The 13,991-nt window shown below is 72.5% G+C and carries 16 protein-coding genes and 3 pseudogenes; 15 read left to right on the top strand and 4 right to left on the bottom strand.

From position 1 onward, the window contains the following. Positions 1–85: 85 nt before the first annotated feature. From U6N30_RS19735 to U6N30_RS19715, 5 genes are all read left to right on the top strand, one after another. The gene (locus tag U6N30_RS19735) at positions 86–916 is read left to right on the top strand and encodes a DUF4407 domain-containing protein (protein WP_324273611.1); all 831 of its coding nucleotides are present in this window, start codon (positions 86–88) and stop codon (positions 914–916) included. Continuing rightward, the gene (locus U6N30_RS19730) at positions 877–1,488 is read left to right on the top strand and encodes a DUF4407 domain-containing protein (protein WP_324278389.1); all 612 of its coding nucleotides are present in this window, start codon (positions 877–879) and stop codon (positions 1,486–1,488) included. The genes U6N30_RS19735 and U6N30_RS19730 overlap by 40 nt, the downstream gene beginning before the upstream one ends. A 69-nt stretch (positions 1,489–1,557) precedes the next feature. Continuing rightward, entirely contained in the window at positions 1,558–2,082 is a 525-nt protein-coding gene (locus U6N30_RS19725) for a hypothetical protein (protein WP_324273610.1), read from the top strand. Beyond that, entirely contained in the window at positions 2,046–2,372 is a 327-nt protein-coding gene (locus U6N30_RS19720; RefSeq protein ID WP_324273609.1) for a GGDEF domain-containing protein, read from the top strand. Before U6N30_RS19725 ends, U6N30_RS19720 begins: the two co-directional genes overlap by 37 nt. Positions 2,373–2,394: 22 nt before the next feature. After that, complete coding sequence (locus U6N30_RS19715) at positions 2,395–3,303, top strand: putative bifunctional diguanylate cyclase/phosphodiesterase (RefSeq protein ID WP_324273608.1); 909 nt, start codon at positions 2,395–2,397, stop codon at positions 3,301–3,303. A gap of 55 nt (positions 3,304–3,358) precedes the next feature. Here U6N30_RS19715 and U6N30_RS19710 read toward each other — a convergent pair whose 3' ends face one another. The 3 genes from U6N30_RS19710 to U6N30_RS19700 all read right to left on the bottom strand — a co-directional run bounded on the left by U6N30_RS19710 (position 3,359) and on the right by U6N30_RS19700 (position 4,310). Next, positions 3,359–3,601, bottom strand: coding sequence for a hypothetical protein (locus U6N30_RS19710; protein ID WP_324273607.1), 243 nt, complete (start codon positions 3,599–3,601; stop codon positions 3,359–3,361). 42 nt (positions 3,602–3,643) lie between these two features. Then, positions 3,644–3,775 carry a hypothetical protein gene (locus U6N30_RS19705; protein WP_324273606.1) on the bottom strand — a complete coding sequence of 44 codons (132 nt, stop codon included), beginning with the start codon at positions 3,773–3,775 and terminating at the stop codon, positions 3,644–3,646. 127 nt (positions 3,776–3,902) lie between these two features. Next, positions 3,903–4,310, bottom strand: a complete 408-nt coding sequence (locus U6N30_RS19700; protein ID WP_324273605.1) for a helix-turn-helix domain-containing protein — start codon at positions 4,308–4,310, stop codon at positions 3,903–3,905. A gap of 143 nt (positions 4,311–4,453) precedes the next feature. Here U6N30_RS19700 and U6N30_RS34240 point away from each other — a divergent pair. After that, positions 4,454–4,986: pseudogene (locus U6N30_RS34240) on the top strand (DUF4916 domain-containing protein). Positions 4,987–5,076: 90 nt separating this feature from the next. On the opposite strand, the gene U6N30_RS19685 reads toward U6N30_RS34240, so the two are convergent. Beyond that, positions 5,077–5,604: a hypothetical protein gene (locus U6N30_RS19685; RefSeq protein ID WP_324273602.1), complete on the bottom strand. Its 528-nt coding sequence runs from the start codon at positions 5,602–5,604 to the stop codon at positions 5,077–5,079. Positions 5,605–6,265: 661 nt separating this feature from the next. Between U6N30_RS19685 and U6N30_RS19680 the strand changes: the two genes are divergently transcribed. From U6N30_RS19680 to U6N30_RS19635, 9 genes and pseudogenes are all read left to right on the top strand, one after another. After that, positions 6,266–6,976 carry a hypothetical protein gene (locus tag U6N30_RS19680; RefSeq protein WP_324273601.1) on the top strand — a complete coding sequence of 237 codons (711 nt, stop codon included), beginning with the start codon at positions 6,266–6,268 and terminating at the stop codon, positions 6,974–6,976. Between the two features lie 473 nt (positions 6,977–7,449). Then, on the top strand, positions 7,450–7,719 hold the full coding sequence (locus U6N30_RS19675) for a helix-turn-helix domain-containing protein (protein ID WP_324273600.1): 270 nt from the start codon (positions 7,450–7,452) through the stop codon (positions 7,717–7,719). Next, a pseudogene (locus tag U6N30_RS19670) lies at positions 7,680–8,078 on the top strand (IclR family transcriptional regulator); the annotation flags it as partial. The gene U6N30_RS19675 and the pseudogene U6N30_RS19670, both read left to right, overlap by 40 nt. A gap of 298 nt (positions 8,079–8,376) precedes the next feature. After that, on the top strand, positions 8,377–10,794 hold the full coding sequence (locus U6N30_RS19665; RefSeq protein ID WP_324273599.1) for a GcvT family protein: 2,418 nt from the start codon (positions 8,377–8,379) through the stop codon (positions 10,792–10,794). A gap of 1 nt (position 10,795) precedes the next feature. After that, positions 10,796–11,452, top strand: coding sequence for an FAD-dependent oxidoreductase (locus tag U6N30_RS19660; protein ID WP_422677959.1), 657 nt, complete (start codon positions 10,796–10,798; stop codon positions 11,450–11,452). Then, positions 11,425–11,958 carry an FAD-dependent oxidoreductase gene (locus U6N30_RS19655; RefSeq protein WP_422677958.1) on the top strand — a complete coding sequence of 178 codons (534 nt, stop codon included), beginning with the start codon at positions 11,425–11,427 and terminating at the stop codon, positions 11,956–11,958. Before U6N30_RS19660 ends, U6N30_RS19655 begins: the two co-directional genes overlap by 28 nt. 32 nt (positions 11,959–11,990) lie before the next feature. Then, a pseudogene (locus tag U6N30_RS34235) lies at positions 11,991–13,084 on the top strand (aromatic ring-hydroxylating oxygenase subunit alpha). A 118-nt stretch (positions 13,085–13,202) separates the two neighbouring features. After that, on the top strand, positions 13,203–13,760 hold the full coding sequence (locus tag U6N30_RS19640; protein WP_324273596.1) for a winged helix-turn-helix domain-containing protein: 558 nt from the start codon (positions 13,203–13,205) through the stop codon (positions 13,758–13,760). Continuing rightward, positions 13,751–13,921 (top strand): hypothetical protein, encoded by a 171-nt coding sequence (locus U6N30_RS19635; RefSeq protein ID WP_324273595.1) that lies wholly within the window; start codon positions 13,751–13,753, stop codon positions 13,919–13,921. The genes U6N30_RS19640 and U6N30_RS19635 overlap by 10 nt, the downstream gene beginning before the upstream one ends. The last annotated feature ends 70 nt before the right edge of the window (positions 13,922–13,991 follow it).

Here is a 13,991-nt window from a genome sequence, read left to right as displayed (position 1 = left end):
ACGTTCGCGGGCGCGACCGGCCTGCCGATAAGACCTGGTGAGGCGACGGATCCCCGCTACCCCGGCGCCTCGGGGGTGGAGTGACGTGAAGTTCCGACGAGGGCGGATCGGCAACGGCCTGGCCGTGCTGGCCGGCGCGCGTCCGGACGTGCTGGCCGCCGCGCCCGGGGCCCGCGCCAAGTTCGTGGCGCTGGGCGGCGTGCTGCTGAGCACGGGCGGGCTGGCGCTGGTGTCGATGGCCTTCGCGGTGCAGATGGCGCTGGGCGTGTGGTGGCCGTTCGCGCTGCTCATCGGGCTGGGCTGGGGCCTCGTCGTCGTCAACCTGGACCGGATGCTGCTGGTCGGCATGGCGCACGACGCCTCGCTGAAGCGGAACCTCGTCCTCGCCGTCCCCCGGGTGGGGCTGGCGCTGATCCTCGGCGTCGTCATCGCGACGCCGTTGACCATGCAGGTGTTCGCCAAGGAGATCGACACCGAGATCGTGACGATGCAGGCCGAGCAGGGCGACGCGTACCGGGCCTCCCTGGCCGACGACGCCCGGTTCGCGCACCTGCCGGAGCTGGAGGCCCGCATCGCGACCGCGGAGGCCGTGGTGGCCAGCGGCGGGCGGGCGGACGACGGGCTCGCCGTGGTGCGGGCCGACGTGCTGGCCAAGCAGGCGGCGCTGGACGCGGAGCTGGCGCTGGCGCGGGAGCTGGACGCCAAGGCGCAGTGCGAGCTGGACGGATCGTGCGGCACCGGTGACGCCGGGACGGGCCAGGCGTACCTGGAGGCGCGGGCGGCGGCCGACGCGCAGGCGGCGGTCGTGGTGTCGGCGCGCTCGGCCCTGGACGACGCCGTGGCCGCGGCGTCGGCGGCCGAGGGCGCAGCGCGGGGCTGGCGGCGTCGTCGCTGGAGACCGACCGCGCCGAGCTGACCCGGCTGGACGAGGAGCAGGACCGCCTGCAGGCCGCGTTCGACGCCACCAACACCGGCGCCGGCGGGCTCCTGATGCGGCTGGAGGCGCTGGACCGGCTGGGCGACCGCAACGGAACGCTGGCCGCCGCGCAGTTCATGCTCTCGTTGCTGTTCATGAGCGTGGAGGTCCTGCCGGTGCTCATGAAGCTGCTGCTGAACTTCAGCCCGCCGACCGCCTACGACAAGCTGGCCGCGATGCGCGACCGCGGGGACGTCGACATCGAGGAGCTGGCGCAGGAGTCGCGCAGGACCGTGGCGATCGCGAAGGAAGAGCTGCTGGTGATGGCCGAGAAGGAGCGGGTCGACCGGCAGAAGGAGGCGATCCTGGCGCGGCGGAAGGCTGCCCTGGCGGAGGTGGCGGCACGCACCCAGGCCGGCGTCCAGGCGCCGGTCGCGGCCGAGGCCCCGTCGGAGGCGGCGCGGCAGATGTGGGACACCGGCCCGATCCGCGAGCTGGCCCGCAACGCCGCGATCCGGACGGTGCGCAGCGTCCGCCGTCGTCCCGAGGACCGGGTGCCCACGTCGGTCTGACGTCACCTGGGCGGGTGAACGACGGGGCCGGTCCTCAAGCCCGGACCGTTCCGGGCCGATGTCGTTCTGGTGAGCGGGTCGGGGACGTCGGACGTGGCGACGCCGCGCACGATGGCGGCGAGCCTGGCGATCTTCTACGCCTTCGGCGGGGCCACCGGGCTGCTCGTCGTCCTCGGCGCCGATCCGGCCGGGTACGGCCGCGAGGCGCTGGCCGGCCTGATGGTGACGGCCTTCGCGGTCGGGGCCGTCGTCGCCCGGTGGGGCGCCCGCTGGCCCCGCGCGGTGTTCCACGGCCTCGTCGCGGCCGGGACCGCGCTCATCTCCACCGCGGCGATGCTCAGCCCTGACACCGCGACGGCGATGGTGTGCGGCGCGCTGATGTCGTTCATCGCCGTCGACGCGTTCTTCTTCTTCCGCCGGCGGGCCGCCGTCCTGCACATGGTCGCGGCGGTGGTCGCCATCACGACTGCGCTGCAGGTGCGCGGCGACGTCCCCTGTTCACCGCCCTGGCCGTCGACGCCGTCATCGTCGCCCTGGGCGTCGCGACGCGGGGCCTGGTGCTGCTCGCCTCCCGGGCCACCCGTGACCCGCTGACCGGGCTGACCAATCGGCGCGGCTTCGACGCGGCGCTGGAGGAGCTGATGGCCGCGGCGGCCCGGACGGCGCAGCCGCTGTCCGCGGTGCTGCTCGACCTCGATCACTTCAAGCAGATCAACGACTCGGGCGGGCACCAGGCCGGGGACCGGGTGCTGTGCCGGGTGGCGGACATCTGGCGGCCTGCGCTCCCGTCGACCGCCGTGTTCGCCCGACACGGCGGCGACGAGTTCGCGCTGCTGCTGCCCGGGACGACGGGGAGGAGGCCCTCGCGCTGGTGCGCCGGGTGACCCCGAGCACGCCGACATCGGCATGTCCTGCGGCGTGGCCGAGCACCAGCCCGGCGACTCCGCGGCCCAGCTGATGCGCCGCGCCGACCACGCGCTCTACATGGCCAAGGCCGCCGGCCGGGGCCGCGCCGAGCTCGACGGCGGCGGTTCGTCCGAGCTCTCGCGCGACCTCGCCGCCGCGCTGGCCGCGGGTGACGTGCACGTGCACTTCCAGCCGGTCGTCGACCTGCCGTCGGGCCGGATGACGGGTGTGGAGGCGTTGGTGCGCTGGACGCACCCGCGGCTCGGCCCGGTGTCGCCGGAGCGGTTCGTCGCCGTCGCGGAGGAGAACGGCCTCATCGCCGCGCTCGGCGAGCAGGTGCTGCGCACCGCCGTGACCCAGCTGACCCCGCTGCGCCTGGCCGCCGGGGGATCGTTGGGGCTGGGAATCAACGTCTCCGGCCGCGAGCTGTGCGACCCCGGCTACCCGACGCGGGTGCGGGCCGTCCTGGAGGAGAGCGGATGGCCGGCGAGCGACGTCGTCCTCGAGGTGACCGAGAGCCTCCTCGAGGGGCAATCGTCGGCTGCCGTCGCCGCCCTCCACGTGCTGCGCGCCGGCGGCCTGCGGATCGCCATCGACGACTTCGGCACCGGCTACTCCTCGCTCAGCCGGCTGGACACCCTCCCGGTCGACATCCTCAAGTTCGACAGCTCGTTCATCGCGACGATCGCGACATCGCCACGGCGGGCCCAGATGCTGGAGAGCATGGTCGGCATGGCCGGTGCCCTCGGCCTCTCCGTCGTCGCGGAGGGCGTGGAGACCGATGCCCAGGACGCGGTGCTGAAGCGCGTCGGCTGCACGTACGCGCAGGGCTGGCTGTACGGGCGCCCCATCCCGGCCACCGAGCTGGTGGCTCCGCGGGACCTGGCCTACGCGACCGTCCTCCGGTGAGACGCGCGGCACGGCCACCGGGCGAGCGGTGGAGGGTCACGACCGGCCTACGGGGTCAACCGCACAGGAGATCGAGAGCCGCCTGACCGTTCCGGCGGGCGTCCCCGGGGAGCTGCAGCCACGTCGGCGCGGTGGGATCCGAGAGGTGCTCGCGGAGATGCAGCAGCCGCGACCGGTCGCTGCCGGACGGGGCTCGCTCCTCGAACGGGTCGACGCAGGCCAGCAGGACGGCGGCATCGGTGAGGTGTCGGTCGCGGACAGCGGTACCGCCGCAGCGAGCTCCGCGACGTCGGGCCACGGGCGACCCCAGCCGCCGGCTGGTGTCGGTGGCCGGAGAACCTCAGCCACGCAGTGCGCCGATCGCCCGCTCGAGGATCCGATGGCCCGTGGAACGCTCCCGGGCGTCGGTCGAGCCGGCCAGGTCGAGTCCGGCGAGCGCGTGACGACGTCCGCCCGCGAGCTCGGTGACCACCTCCGATGGCATCTCGGTCGTCCGCAGGGTGACGTTGCCCGACGGGTCGGGGTCAGACGGTAACGCTGCGTCACGCGGCGCAGCGCGGAGAGGGCGACGTATCCGTCGAGCCGGTCCGTCGCCGCGGTCAGTTCGCCGACGCCATGGGTGGCACCGGACTCGACGACGTCGCGGGCAAGGTGTCCGAGCCCCTCGGGTGCGCGTGGAGGCGGTGGACCTCGGCCCGGTTTCGGGTGCGCGCGGTGAGCTCGACGGCGGTGGCATCGGCGAGAGCCGACCGCAGCCGGGAACGTTGCGACTGCCCCAGCCATGGGCTCGGCAGGCCCTCCAGCAGTGCGACTGCAGCCCACGCCGTCGGTTCCTCCCATGCGCGGGGGCGGCTGCCGTGCCGCTGGGTCATCCACTGGGCGACGGAGTCGGCGTCGATCCGGTCCGGGCCGATGGCGACCAGGCCGCCACCCGCTACCAGCCGCTGCACGTGCCGGACCGAGACACCGATCCGGTCGGCAGCCTGCCGTGTCGTCAGGAGAGCCATACGGACAGCGTCGTCACAGCGACACTGTCCATCAAGCCGAAATCCCGGACGTCGACCCCTGGGGCGCTGTGGGCAGGTCCTGGAGGGGACTCGCCCGCAGACCGATCGAGCGCCGGGGTGGTCGCATCGGTTAGACAGTGCACATGACCGAGCTGACGACGCAGACCGGTGGCGGCATGCTCTCCCGCGAGGAGATGGACGCCGCGCGCGAGCGACTGCCCATCGTGTACGTCGACGTGGTGCCGGTGCGGGTGGACGACCACGGCACCGTGATCGCCGTCGGGCTGCTGCTCCGTGCCGGTGAGGACGGGCAGATCAAGTGGGCGCTGGTCTCCGGCCGGGTGCTGTACCACGAGCGGATCCGGGCGGCGCTGCTCCGGCACATGGAGAAGGACCTCGGCCCCTGGCTCTGCCGCGGGTGCCGCCCGCGCCGCAGCCGTTCACCGTCGCCGAGTACTTCCCGACGCCGGGGGTGACGCCGTTCCACGACCCGCGGCAGCACGCGGTATCGCTGGCCTACGTGGTGCCGGTCGAGGGCGACTGCGCGCCGCAGCAGGACGCGCTGGAGCTGACCTGGTTCTCGCCGCTCGAGGCCCGCGACCCGGCCGTCCTGGCCGAGCTGATGAACGGTCAGGCCACCCTGCTGCTGCAGGCGCTGGCGCACCTGGGCGTCTGATCGCGCCCGGCGCACGCAGGCGTGACGGCGAGGACACTCGAGGCTGGGTGGCACCGACGGTCCCGACGGTGATCGCCGTGTCTCACGTCCTCAGAGTTCACCGGCCAGGGTCTGCCGTATGGCGTCGTGCGAGAACCTGAATGACTCCCACGCCATCTGGATGATCGACGCGCGACGAAGCCCCTCGACGAGCACGTCGTCCATTGCGATCGTTCCGCTGTCGATGCGCAGCGACTCGAGTACGTGTCGCTCACACCGCTTGCTGGCGACAGCCCACGCTCGGTACAAGAGGTACGTCGCACCAAGGGCGAAGAGTCCGGCAACAAGGCCTGCCAGGACGCACCACGCGACGGGCCGTTCGATGAAGAGGTGTCCGAGTGGTGCCGACCCGAGGCGGTCCTGGATGGCCGCAACAACGGTCGAGCGCAGGCCCGTGCCCAGATCGACGGTCGCGGCGATGTCCACGAAGAAGACCCGGACCAGCACGGCGATCACCGCGCCCGCGACGAAACCGATGCCGACGACGACAGCGAGGAGGTGCCAGATCTTCGTCGCCACGAGGGTGCGCCGCCCCTTGTCGCCGATGACCGGCTCCCGTCGAACGAACAGGGCCAGCAACAGGACAGAGACGAAGAGGATGCCGAAGCAGCCCAAGATGAGATTGACGGTCGGATGCCCCTGGGGTTGAAGAAGCCAGGGGCGACGCGGACGAGGAAGACGACGATGCCCGCTGCGGCCACGACGGTGACGACTCGAGTCCAGGGGTGAGTCTTTCCCAGCTCGGCTTTCCCATGACGAATCTCTTCGGGTACTCGTATTCCGCGACGTCGCCGGTGACCTGTAGCCACCTGGCGGTGTAGAGCGCGAAGCCGAGAACGGTTGCGATGACGACCGCAGGCGCCATCGCCGCGCCTGTGCCGCCGATGAACGGCCAGAGGGCCGACAAGGACAACAGGAAGCCGATACCCGTGACGACCGAGCACATCGTCAGGAGGAGACGTCGCCCCCAGGTCGGATCGACCATGCCGAAGTCATAGGCGCCGATGAAGAAGTACTCGTGTTCTCGTCGGTCGAGAACGTGGGTCAGCCACACCAGGTACCTGTGGAGTGCCAGGGCCCCTCGGCTGTCCCCGGTGACACGGTCCAGAGAGTCTGCCAGGTAGCGCTCCATGATCACGGTCGCGGTTATGTGGTCGCCGGCAGGCGCGATGGGCGACCCGTCGTAGTACGCGAGCATCGCCGCGTTGCAGAAGATCGGCCTGCCCAGAATTCGTGCGATGTGGCCGTCGGCCTGTACCAGTTCCGTCAGTTTCAGGTGCCGGCCGGTCGAGGCGAGATGATGTACCACGTCGGCCTTCGACGCAGGCAGGAGGTCGATGTGCCGGAGCGCCTGGAACTTGACCTTGCACGACTCCAACGTCTGTCTCTGCGCTGCCACGGCGATCGTGCACTCGAGGCGGGTGGACGTGAAGCCGTTGACGGCCGTGATGAGGCGCTGGACGGCACGTTCGTCGAGATTGTCCAGTCCGTCGAGGAGCACGACAGCCTGATCTCGCTCGAGCCAGGACCGGATGGCCGCGGGGTCCGTATGGAACCGCTTGGATGCGTGATCGACGAGCCACGTCAGCAGGGAGTCGGAGCCGTCGTAGGAGGCGGCGTCTGCAAGAAGTGGTACGGGTACCGCCGCGTCAGCCCACCCCGCGTCGATGAGCCGCGTCGCAATCTCGTGGAGCTGACTCGACTTCCCGATGCCACTGTCGCCCACCAACACCATTTTCCCTCGTGTGGCACCGAACAGCTCGACCACATCGAATTCCAGGGGTGCACGGGGAAGGTTCGTCGACTGGATGTCCAACTCGGACAGTGCCCACTCGATGCGGAGGGATCGGTTGACAGCGAAGTAGGTGCGAACGGCTCCGCCAGTGGTTTCCGACTGCTGTCCGACCATCTCGTCGCGCAGCATGTGCAGTATTCGGGCGCGGCTGGATGATGAGTCCTTTTCTGGATCTCCATGAGATGCAGTCGTCATGAAGGCGACGACTGAGGCGACCACGACGGCTGCACACGACGCGACGATCCAGGGCCAGCCGTGGTGCAACTCGTTGACGAGGGCGCTGATGATCGCGCCGAAGACGACCGACGAAGCCGCGGCTGCTTTGGCGGCACGGGGATGCGTCAATGGCGACCTCGAGTCCGATCAGTTCGTCCGGGGCGAAGTGATGACCTGCCGTCATCTCGCGGGTCGAAGTCTCCACTCCGTCTCTGCCGTGCGCAGGCCGGCCGGCGTGGGCCCGTCAGCTTCCGTCTCCGACGGCTGGAGCGCTTGTTCCAGGCGTCGTCCGATCACGGCCCGGGGGTGGTGCGCAGCTCGGCGGGCTCGACAGCTCGACCGAGGGAATCTCCGATGTCGAAAGTCCCTGGTCGGGGCCCCGCGCAGGGGCAGTCTTCCGCTAGCGTTGCATCATGCGCAACGGGGTGGACGGCGACGGGCATCCTCCGCTGGTCCAGTCCGTCGACAGGGCGCTGGCGATGCTGTCCGTGCTCGCCGACCGCGGCAGCGCCGGCGTCACCGACCTCGGCGCCGAACTCGGCGTGCACAAGTCCACCGCGTCCCGGCTGCTGGCCACGCTGGAGGCCCACGGCCTGGTCGAGCAGCTGGGGAGCGGGGCACCTACCGGCTGGGGTTCGGGCTGGTGCGCCTGGCCGGGGCCAGCGCGGCGCAGCTGGACCTGACCCGGCTGGGCCGCGAGGCGTGCGAGCGGCTGGCCGCGGAGCTCGACGAGACGGTCAACCTCGCGGTCCTCGACGGCGACAGTGCGGTCAACATCAGCCAGGTGCACGGGAGCGCCTCGGTGGGCGTGCTGAACTGGGTCGGCCGGCGCACGCCGCTGCACGCCACCTCCAGTGGCAAGGTGCTGCTCGCCTTCGGGCCGGCTGCCGCCCGCCGGGTCCTGCCTGCCGCCCCGTTCGAGCGGTACACGCCGGCGACGATCACCGACGCCGCAGCGCTCGACCGGGTGCTCGCCGAGGTCCGCACGCAGGGCTGGGCGGCGACCGAGGGCGAGCTCGAGCTGGGGCTCAACGCGGTGGCCGCGCCGGTGTGCGCGCCGGACGGCGGCCTGGTCGGCGCGCTCAGCGTCTCCGCCCCTCCTACCGGCTGCCTGCCGAGCGGTTCGCCGCGGTGGCCGAGCGGCTCTGCGCCGTCGCCACGGAGACCGGTCGGCAGCTCGGCTGAGCGTCGGTCGGCGGCGTTCCGTGTCGGCATCGTTAACACCGCGTCAGGACTTGCTGCGACGCGCCGTCGCCTCTTGACGAAGCCGCGCACCCTTCGCAGGCTGTTGCGCATTCCGCGAGCCGTTGCGGGAGTCGCAACAACCGAAGGGCGGGGTCATGGCTCCTCGCAGCCCCCGTGTCGTCGTCATCGGCGCCGGCATCGTCGGTTGCTCGCTGGCCGACGAGCTGACCGCTCGCGGCTGGACGGACGTCACGGTGCTCGACCGCGGCCCGCTGTTCGCGGCCGGCGGATCGAGCTCGCACGCCCCGGGCCTGGTCTTCCAGACCAACCCGTCGAGGACGCTGACCGAGTTCGCGCGCTACACGGTCGGCAAGCTGGGCGGCCTCGAGCTGGACGGCGCCCCGGTCTTCCGGCCCGTCGGCGGCCTGGAGGTGGCGACGACCCCCGAGCGCTGGGCCGACCTGGCTCGCCGGCACGGGCTGGCCACCTCCTGGGGGATCGAGGCCCGGCTGGTCGACCCCGGCGAGTGCGCCCGGCTGCACCCACTCCTCGACCCGGGTGCCGTGCTGGGCGGGCTGCACGTCCCGAGCGACGGTCTCGCGCACGCAGTCCCGGCCGGGGAGGCGCAGGCGCGGCGGGCGATCGAGCGGGGCGCCCGCTTCCTCGCCCGGCACCGGGTCACCGGCGTCGCGCAAGCGCACGGCCGGGTCAGCGGCGTGGAGACCGACCAGGGCTTCGTGCCGGCCGATGTCGTCATCTGTGCCGCGGGCTTTTGGGGGCCGGACGTCGGCGCGCTGGCCGGGCTGACCGTGCCGCTGCAGCCGCTGGCGCACCAGTACGCCACCACCGCGCCGGTGCCGGCCCTGGCCGGCGCAGTCCAGGAGGCGAGCGCGCCGATCCTGCGGCACCAGGACGCCGACCTGTACTACCGCGAGCACGGCGACCGGATCGGCATCGGCTCCTACGGCCACCGGCCGATGCCGGTGACCGCAGCCGAGACCGAGGCGCACGAGAACAGCTGCCTGCCGTTCACCCCGGACGACTTCGCCGACGCCTGGAAGCAGAGCCTCGCCCTGCTGCCCGGGCTCGCCGAGACGGAGGTGTCCGCCGGCATCAACGGCGTCTTCTCCTTCACCCCCGACGGCATGCCGCTGCTCGGCGAGCACCGCGACCTGCCCGGCTTCTGGGTCGCCGAGGCGGTGTGGGTGACGCACTCGGCCGGCGTGGCCAAGGCGCTGGCGGAGTGGCTGGTCGAGGGGCAGCCGCGGACCGACGTGCACGAGTGCGACCTGCACCGGTTCACCGACGTCCAGCTGTCGCCGGAGTACGTGGCCGGGCGCGGGGCGCAGCAGTTCGTCGAGGTCTACGACGTCGTCCATCCGCTGGCGCCGCCCGCGGTGCTGCGCCCGCTGCGCACCAGCCCGTTCTACCCGCGGCAGCAGGAGCTCGGTGCCGTGTTCGGCGAAAGCGGCGGCTGGGAGCGGCCGCTGTGGTTCGAGGCGAACGCGCCGCTGGCCGAGGGCCTGGACCTGCCGGACCGGGACCCGTGGGCTTCGCGGTGGTGGTCCCCGACCGTGGCGGCCGAGGCGCTGGCCACCCGGAGGCACGGAGCGTTGTACGACCTGACCCCACTGACCCGCATCGAGGTCACCGGTCCGGGAGCGCCGGACTTCCTGCAGCTGCTCACCACCAACGACGTCGCCAGGCCCGTCGGCCGGGTCACGTACACGCTGCTGCTGGACGCCGCGGGCGGGGTCCGCAGCGACCTGACCGTGTCCCGGTTGGGGGAGCAGCGGTTCCTGGTCGGGGCCAACGGCCCGCTCGATCTGGACTGGTTCCGGCAGCACGCCCCGGACGACGGATCGGTGCAGCTGCGCGACACCACCGCGGGCACCTGTGGCATCGGGCTGTGGGGGCCGCGGGCGCGCGAGGTGCTCCAGTCGCTGACGCCCACCGACGTCTCGCACGCGGCGTTCGGCTACTTCCGGGCGCGGGAGCTGTTTGTCGGCGGTGTGCCGGTGACCGCGCTGCGGGTCTCCTACGTCGGCGAGCTCGGCTGGGAGCTGTACACCGACGCGGCCACCGGGCTGCGGCTGTGGGACGTGCTCTGGAAGGCCGGTCGTCCGCACGGGCTGGTCGCGGCCGGGCGCCGGGCCTTCGACAGCCTGCGGCTGGAGAAGGGCTACCGCGCCTGGGGCATCGACATGTCGACCGAGCACGACCCGGTCGAGGCGGGGCTGTCGTTCGCCGTCCGTCAGGACAAGGACTTCGTCGGCAAGGAGGCGCTGGAGCGCCGTCCGCACGACCGGCGGCTGGCCTGCCTGGTCCTCGACGACCCGGCGACGACGGTGCTGGGCCGGGAGCCGGTGCGGGTCGACGGGCGGCCGGTCGGCCACGTCACCAGCGCCGGCTTCGGCACCACGATCGGCCGGACGGTCGCCTACGCCTGGCTGCCGGCCTCGCTGGGGGACCCCGGCACCGCGGTGACCGTCGACTGGTTCGGGAAGCCGCTCGCGGCGACCGTCGCCGCCGAGCCGCTGGTCGACCCCTCCGGCGCCCGGATGCGGTGCTGACATGGGCCGGAGCAAGAGCTGGGACGTCATCGTGCTGGGGCTGGGCGGCATGGGCAGCGCGGCCGCCGCGCATCTCGCCGCCCGCGGGCAGCGGGTGCTCGGGCTGGAGCGGTTCGGGCCGGCGCACGACCAGGGGTCCAGCCACGGCGGCTCGCGGATCGTTCGGCAGGCCTACTTCGAGGACCCCGCCTACGTGCCGCTGCTGGTGCGGGCCTACGAGCTGTGGGACCAGCTGTGCGCCGACTCCGGCACCGACGTGCTGGTGCGCACCGGCGGGGTGTTCCTCGGCCGTCCCGACAGCCGCACCGTCGCCGGCAGCCTGCGGGCCGCCCGGGAGTGGGGGCTGGCCCACGAGCTGCTCGACGCGGCGGAGGTCCGCCGGCGGTTCCCGACGCTGACGCCGGCCGACGACGAGGTGGGGCTGGTGGAGGCCGCCGCCGGGTTCGCCCGCCCGGAGGCGACCGTGGCCGCGCACCTCGACCTGGCCTTCTCGCGGGGCGCCGAGCTGCGGTTCCACGAGCCGGCGCTGCAGTGGTCGGCGACCCCGGGCGGCGGGGTGCGGGTGCGCACGGCCGCGGGGAGGACGAGGCCGGTGCGCTGGTGGTCAGCCCGGGGTCGTGGGCGCCGGAGGTGCTCGCCGATCTGGGGATCCCGCTGACCGTGGAGCGGCAGGTCATGTACTGGTTCCAGCCGACCGGCGGCACGGAGGCCTGGACGCCGGACCGGCACCCGATCTACATCCACGAGGCGGCCGACGGCACGCAGGTCTACGGCTTCCCGGCGATCGACGGCCCGGTCGGCGGGGCGAAAGTCGCCTTCTTCCGGCGGGGCGTCCCGTGCACCCCGGAGACGATCGACCGGGAGGTGCACCCCGAGGAAGCCGTGACCATGGCCGGGCGCCTGGCCGGGATCCTGCCGACGCTGCCGGGGACGCTCCTCAAGGCCGCGACCTGCATGTACACGACGACGCCCGACGAGCACTTCGTCATCGCACCGCATCCCGAGCACCCGCAGGTGACCGTGGCCTGCGGCTTCTCCGGGCACGGCTTCAAGTTCGTGCCGGTGGTCGGCGAGATCCTCGCCGACCTCGCCACCACGGGTTCGACGACGCACCCGATCTCCCTGTTCGACCCCCGCCGGCCCGCACTGGAGGCCACCCCGTGACCGCGACCCTCCCCGCCCGTACCTCCAGCCTGATGTCCACCCTGCCCGGGCGGTACTACACCGATCCGGCGCTGTTCACCCGCGAGCAGGAGCGGGTGTTCGAGGTGATGTGGCAGTGCGTCGCCCGCACCGACGAGGTCGCCACCCCCGGCAGCTTCCGGCGGGTGCAGGTCGGCCGGGAGAGCGTGCTGGTGGTGCGCGGCCGGGACGGCGTACTGCGGGCGTTCCTCAACGTGTGCCGGCACCGCGGCGCGCAGCTGTGCACCGAGGAGTCGGGCCAGGTGAACCGGACGCTGCGCTGCCCGTACCACGCGTGGTCGTTCGGGCTGGACGGTGCGCTGGTCGCCGCACCGAACCTGGCGCGGATGCCCGACGTCGACCGGGTGGCCAACGGGCTGGTGCCGGTGCACCTGCGCGAGTGGCTGGGCTACGCGTGGGTGTGCCTGGCCGACGACCCGCCGTGCTTCGAGGACGACGTCGTCGGCGCGGTGACCGAGCGGCTCGGCGACCCGGCGGCGATCGAGGAGTACGACGTCGGGCGGCTGGCCCTGGGCCGGCGGATCCGCTACGACGTCGCGGCGAACTGGAAGCTCGTCGTCGAGAACTTCATGGAGTGCTACCACTGCGCGACGATCCATCCCGAGCTGACCGACGTGCTGCCGGAGTTCAGCCGCGGCTACGCCGCGCAGTCCTACGTCGGGCACGGGGCGGAGTTCGCGGCGTCCGCCAAAGGCTTCACCGTCGACGGCGGCGCCGGCTTCCCGCGCTGCCGGGGATCGACCCGGACCGGGACCGGCGCTACTACGCGGCCACCATCAAGCCGGCGGTGTTCCTCAACCTGGTGCCCGACCACGTGATCCTGCTGCGGATGACCCCGCTGGCCGTGGACCGCACCGTGATCGAGTGCGACTGGCTGTACGCGCCGGAGGTGGTCGCCGCGGGGCTGGACGTCTCCCGGTCGGTGGAGCTGTTCCACCGGGTCAACCAGCAGGACTTCGCCGCCTGCGAGCGCACCCAGCCGGGGATGAGCTCGCGGGCCTACGCGGCCGGCGGCGTGCTGGTCCCTGTCGAGCACCACCTCGCGCTGTTCCACGACTGGCTGCGCGGGCGGCTCGGCGAAGGCTGAGGTCCTCCGCGGACGGGTGGGCACGATCGGTGCCCGGGACCGGGCGGCCTCTTGAGTACCTGTTAACTGGATACTGCTATCGCCTTTTGTGAGAACTGCTCCGCCCCTCGTCGCACCCTTGTTCCGCTCGGACGGGCAGGCGCGGCTGCTGGCCGAGCTGTTCCTGTCCGGAGCGGACGAACTCAACCTGAACGAGCTCGCCCAGCGCGCGGGGCTCGCCTACGGCACGGTGCACCGAGAGGTGCGCAGGCTGCTCGACGCGGGTCTGCTCAGCGAACGGCGGGTCGGTCAGGCCCGGTTCGTCCGCCCCAACCCCGGGTCGCCGCTGAGCCGACCGGTACGGGACCTGCTGCTGGTCTCTGCCGGGCCGGTTCCGCTGCTGGCCGCCGAGCTGCGTGAGATCGCGGGCGTGCAGGGCGCCTTCCTCTACGGCTCGTTCGCTGCCCGGATGTGCGGTGAGCCCGGCGATGCACCGAACGACATCGACGTCATGGTCGTGGGCACACCCGACCCCATGGCGGTCTACGACGCGTCCCGACGCGTCGGCGACCAGGTCGGCCGCGAGGTCAGCCCGACGATCATGACCCCGGACGAGATCGGGAAGCGTAGCGGCTTCCTCGCCCAGGTCCGGAGCAGCCCGACCGTGCCCGTCATCGGAGACCTGCCGTGGCAGTGACGCCGCTGTCCCTCGCGCAGCAGCGCGCTGTCGATGCGCTCATGGCGGCGCGGCGGCTCGAGCGGGTCCCGGTCGACGAGCGTCGCTGCGCGGCGTTCCTGGAGCAGGCCGAGACGGCGCTGGCCGATCTGCCGAACGACCGGCACGCGCAGAACCGGTAGAACCTCGCCTACGACGCCGCGCACGACGTCGGCGAGCCGGGCAGGTGTGGACGGTCGGGCTTCGCGACGG

Source organism: Blastococcus brunescens (assembly GCF_035320885.1).
Lineage (GTDB): Bacteria > Actinomycetota > Actinomycetes > Mycobacteriales > Geodermatophilaceae > Blastococcus_B > Blastococcus_B brunescens.
This window is presented reverse-complemented; position numbering and strand designations above follow the sequence as displayed.

Bases quoted from the DNA above. Each gene is read 5' to 3' on its own strand.
- U6N30_RS19715 (WP_324273608.1), top strand. From the start codon at position 2,395: ATGTCCTGCGGCGTGGCCGAGCACCAGCCCGGCGACTCCGCGGCCCAG.
- U6N30_RS19700 (WP_324273605.1), bottom strand. From the start codon at position 4,310: ATGGCTCTCCTGACGACACGGCAGGCTGCCGACCGGATCGGTGTCTCG.
- U6N30_RS19675 (WP_324273600.1), top strand. From the start codon at position 7,450: ATGCGCAACGGGGTGGACGGCGACGGGCATCCTCCGCTGGTCCAGTCC.
- U6N30_RS19665 (WP_324273599.1), top strand. From the start codon at position 8,377: ATGGCTCCTCGCAGCCCCCGTGTCGTCGTCATCGGCGCCGGCATCGTC.
- U6N30_RS19660 (WP_422677959.1), top strand. From the start codon at position 10,796: ATGGGCCGGAGCAAGAGCTGGGACGTCATCGTGCTGGGGCTGGGCGGC.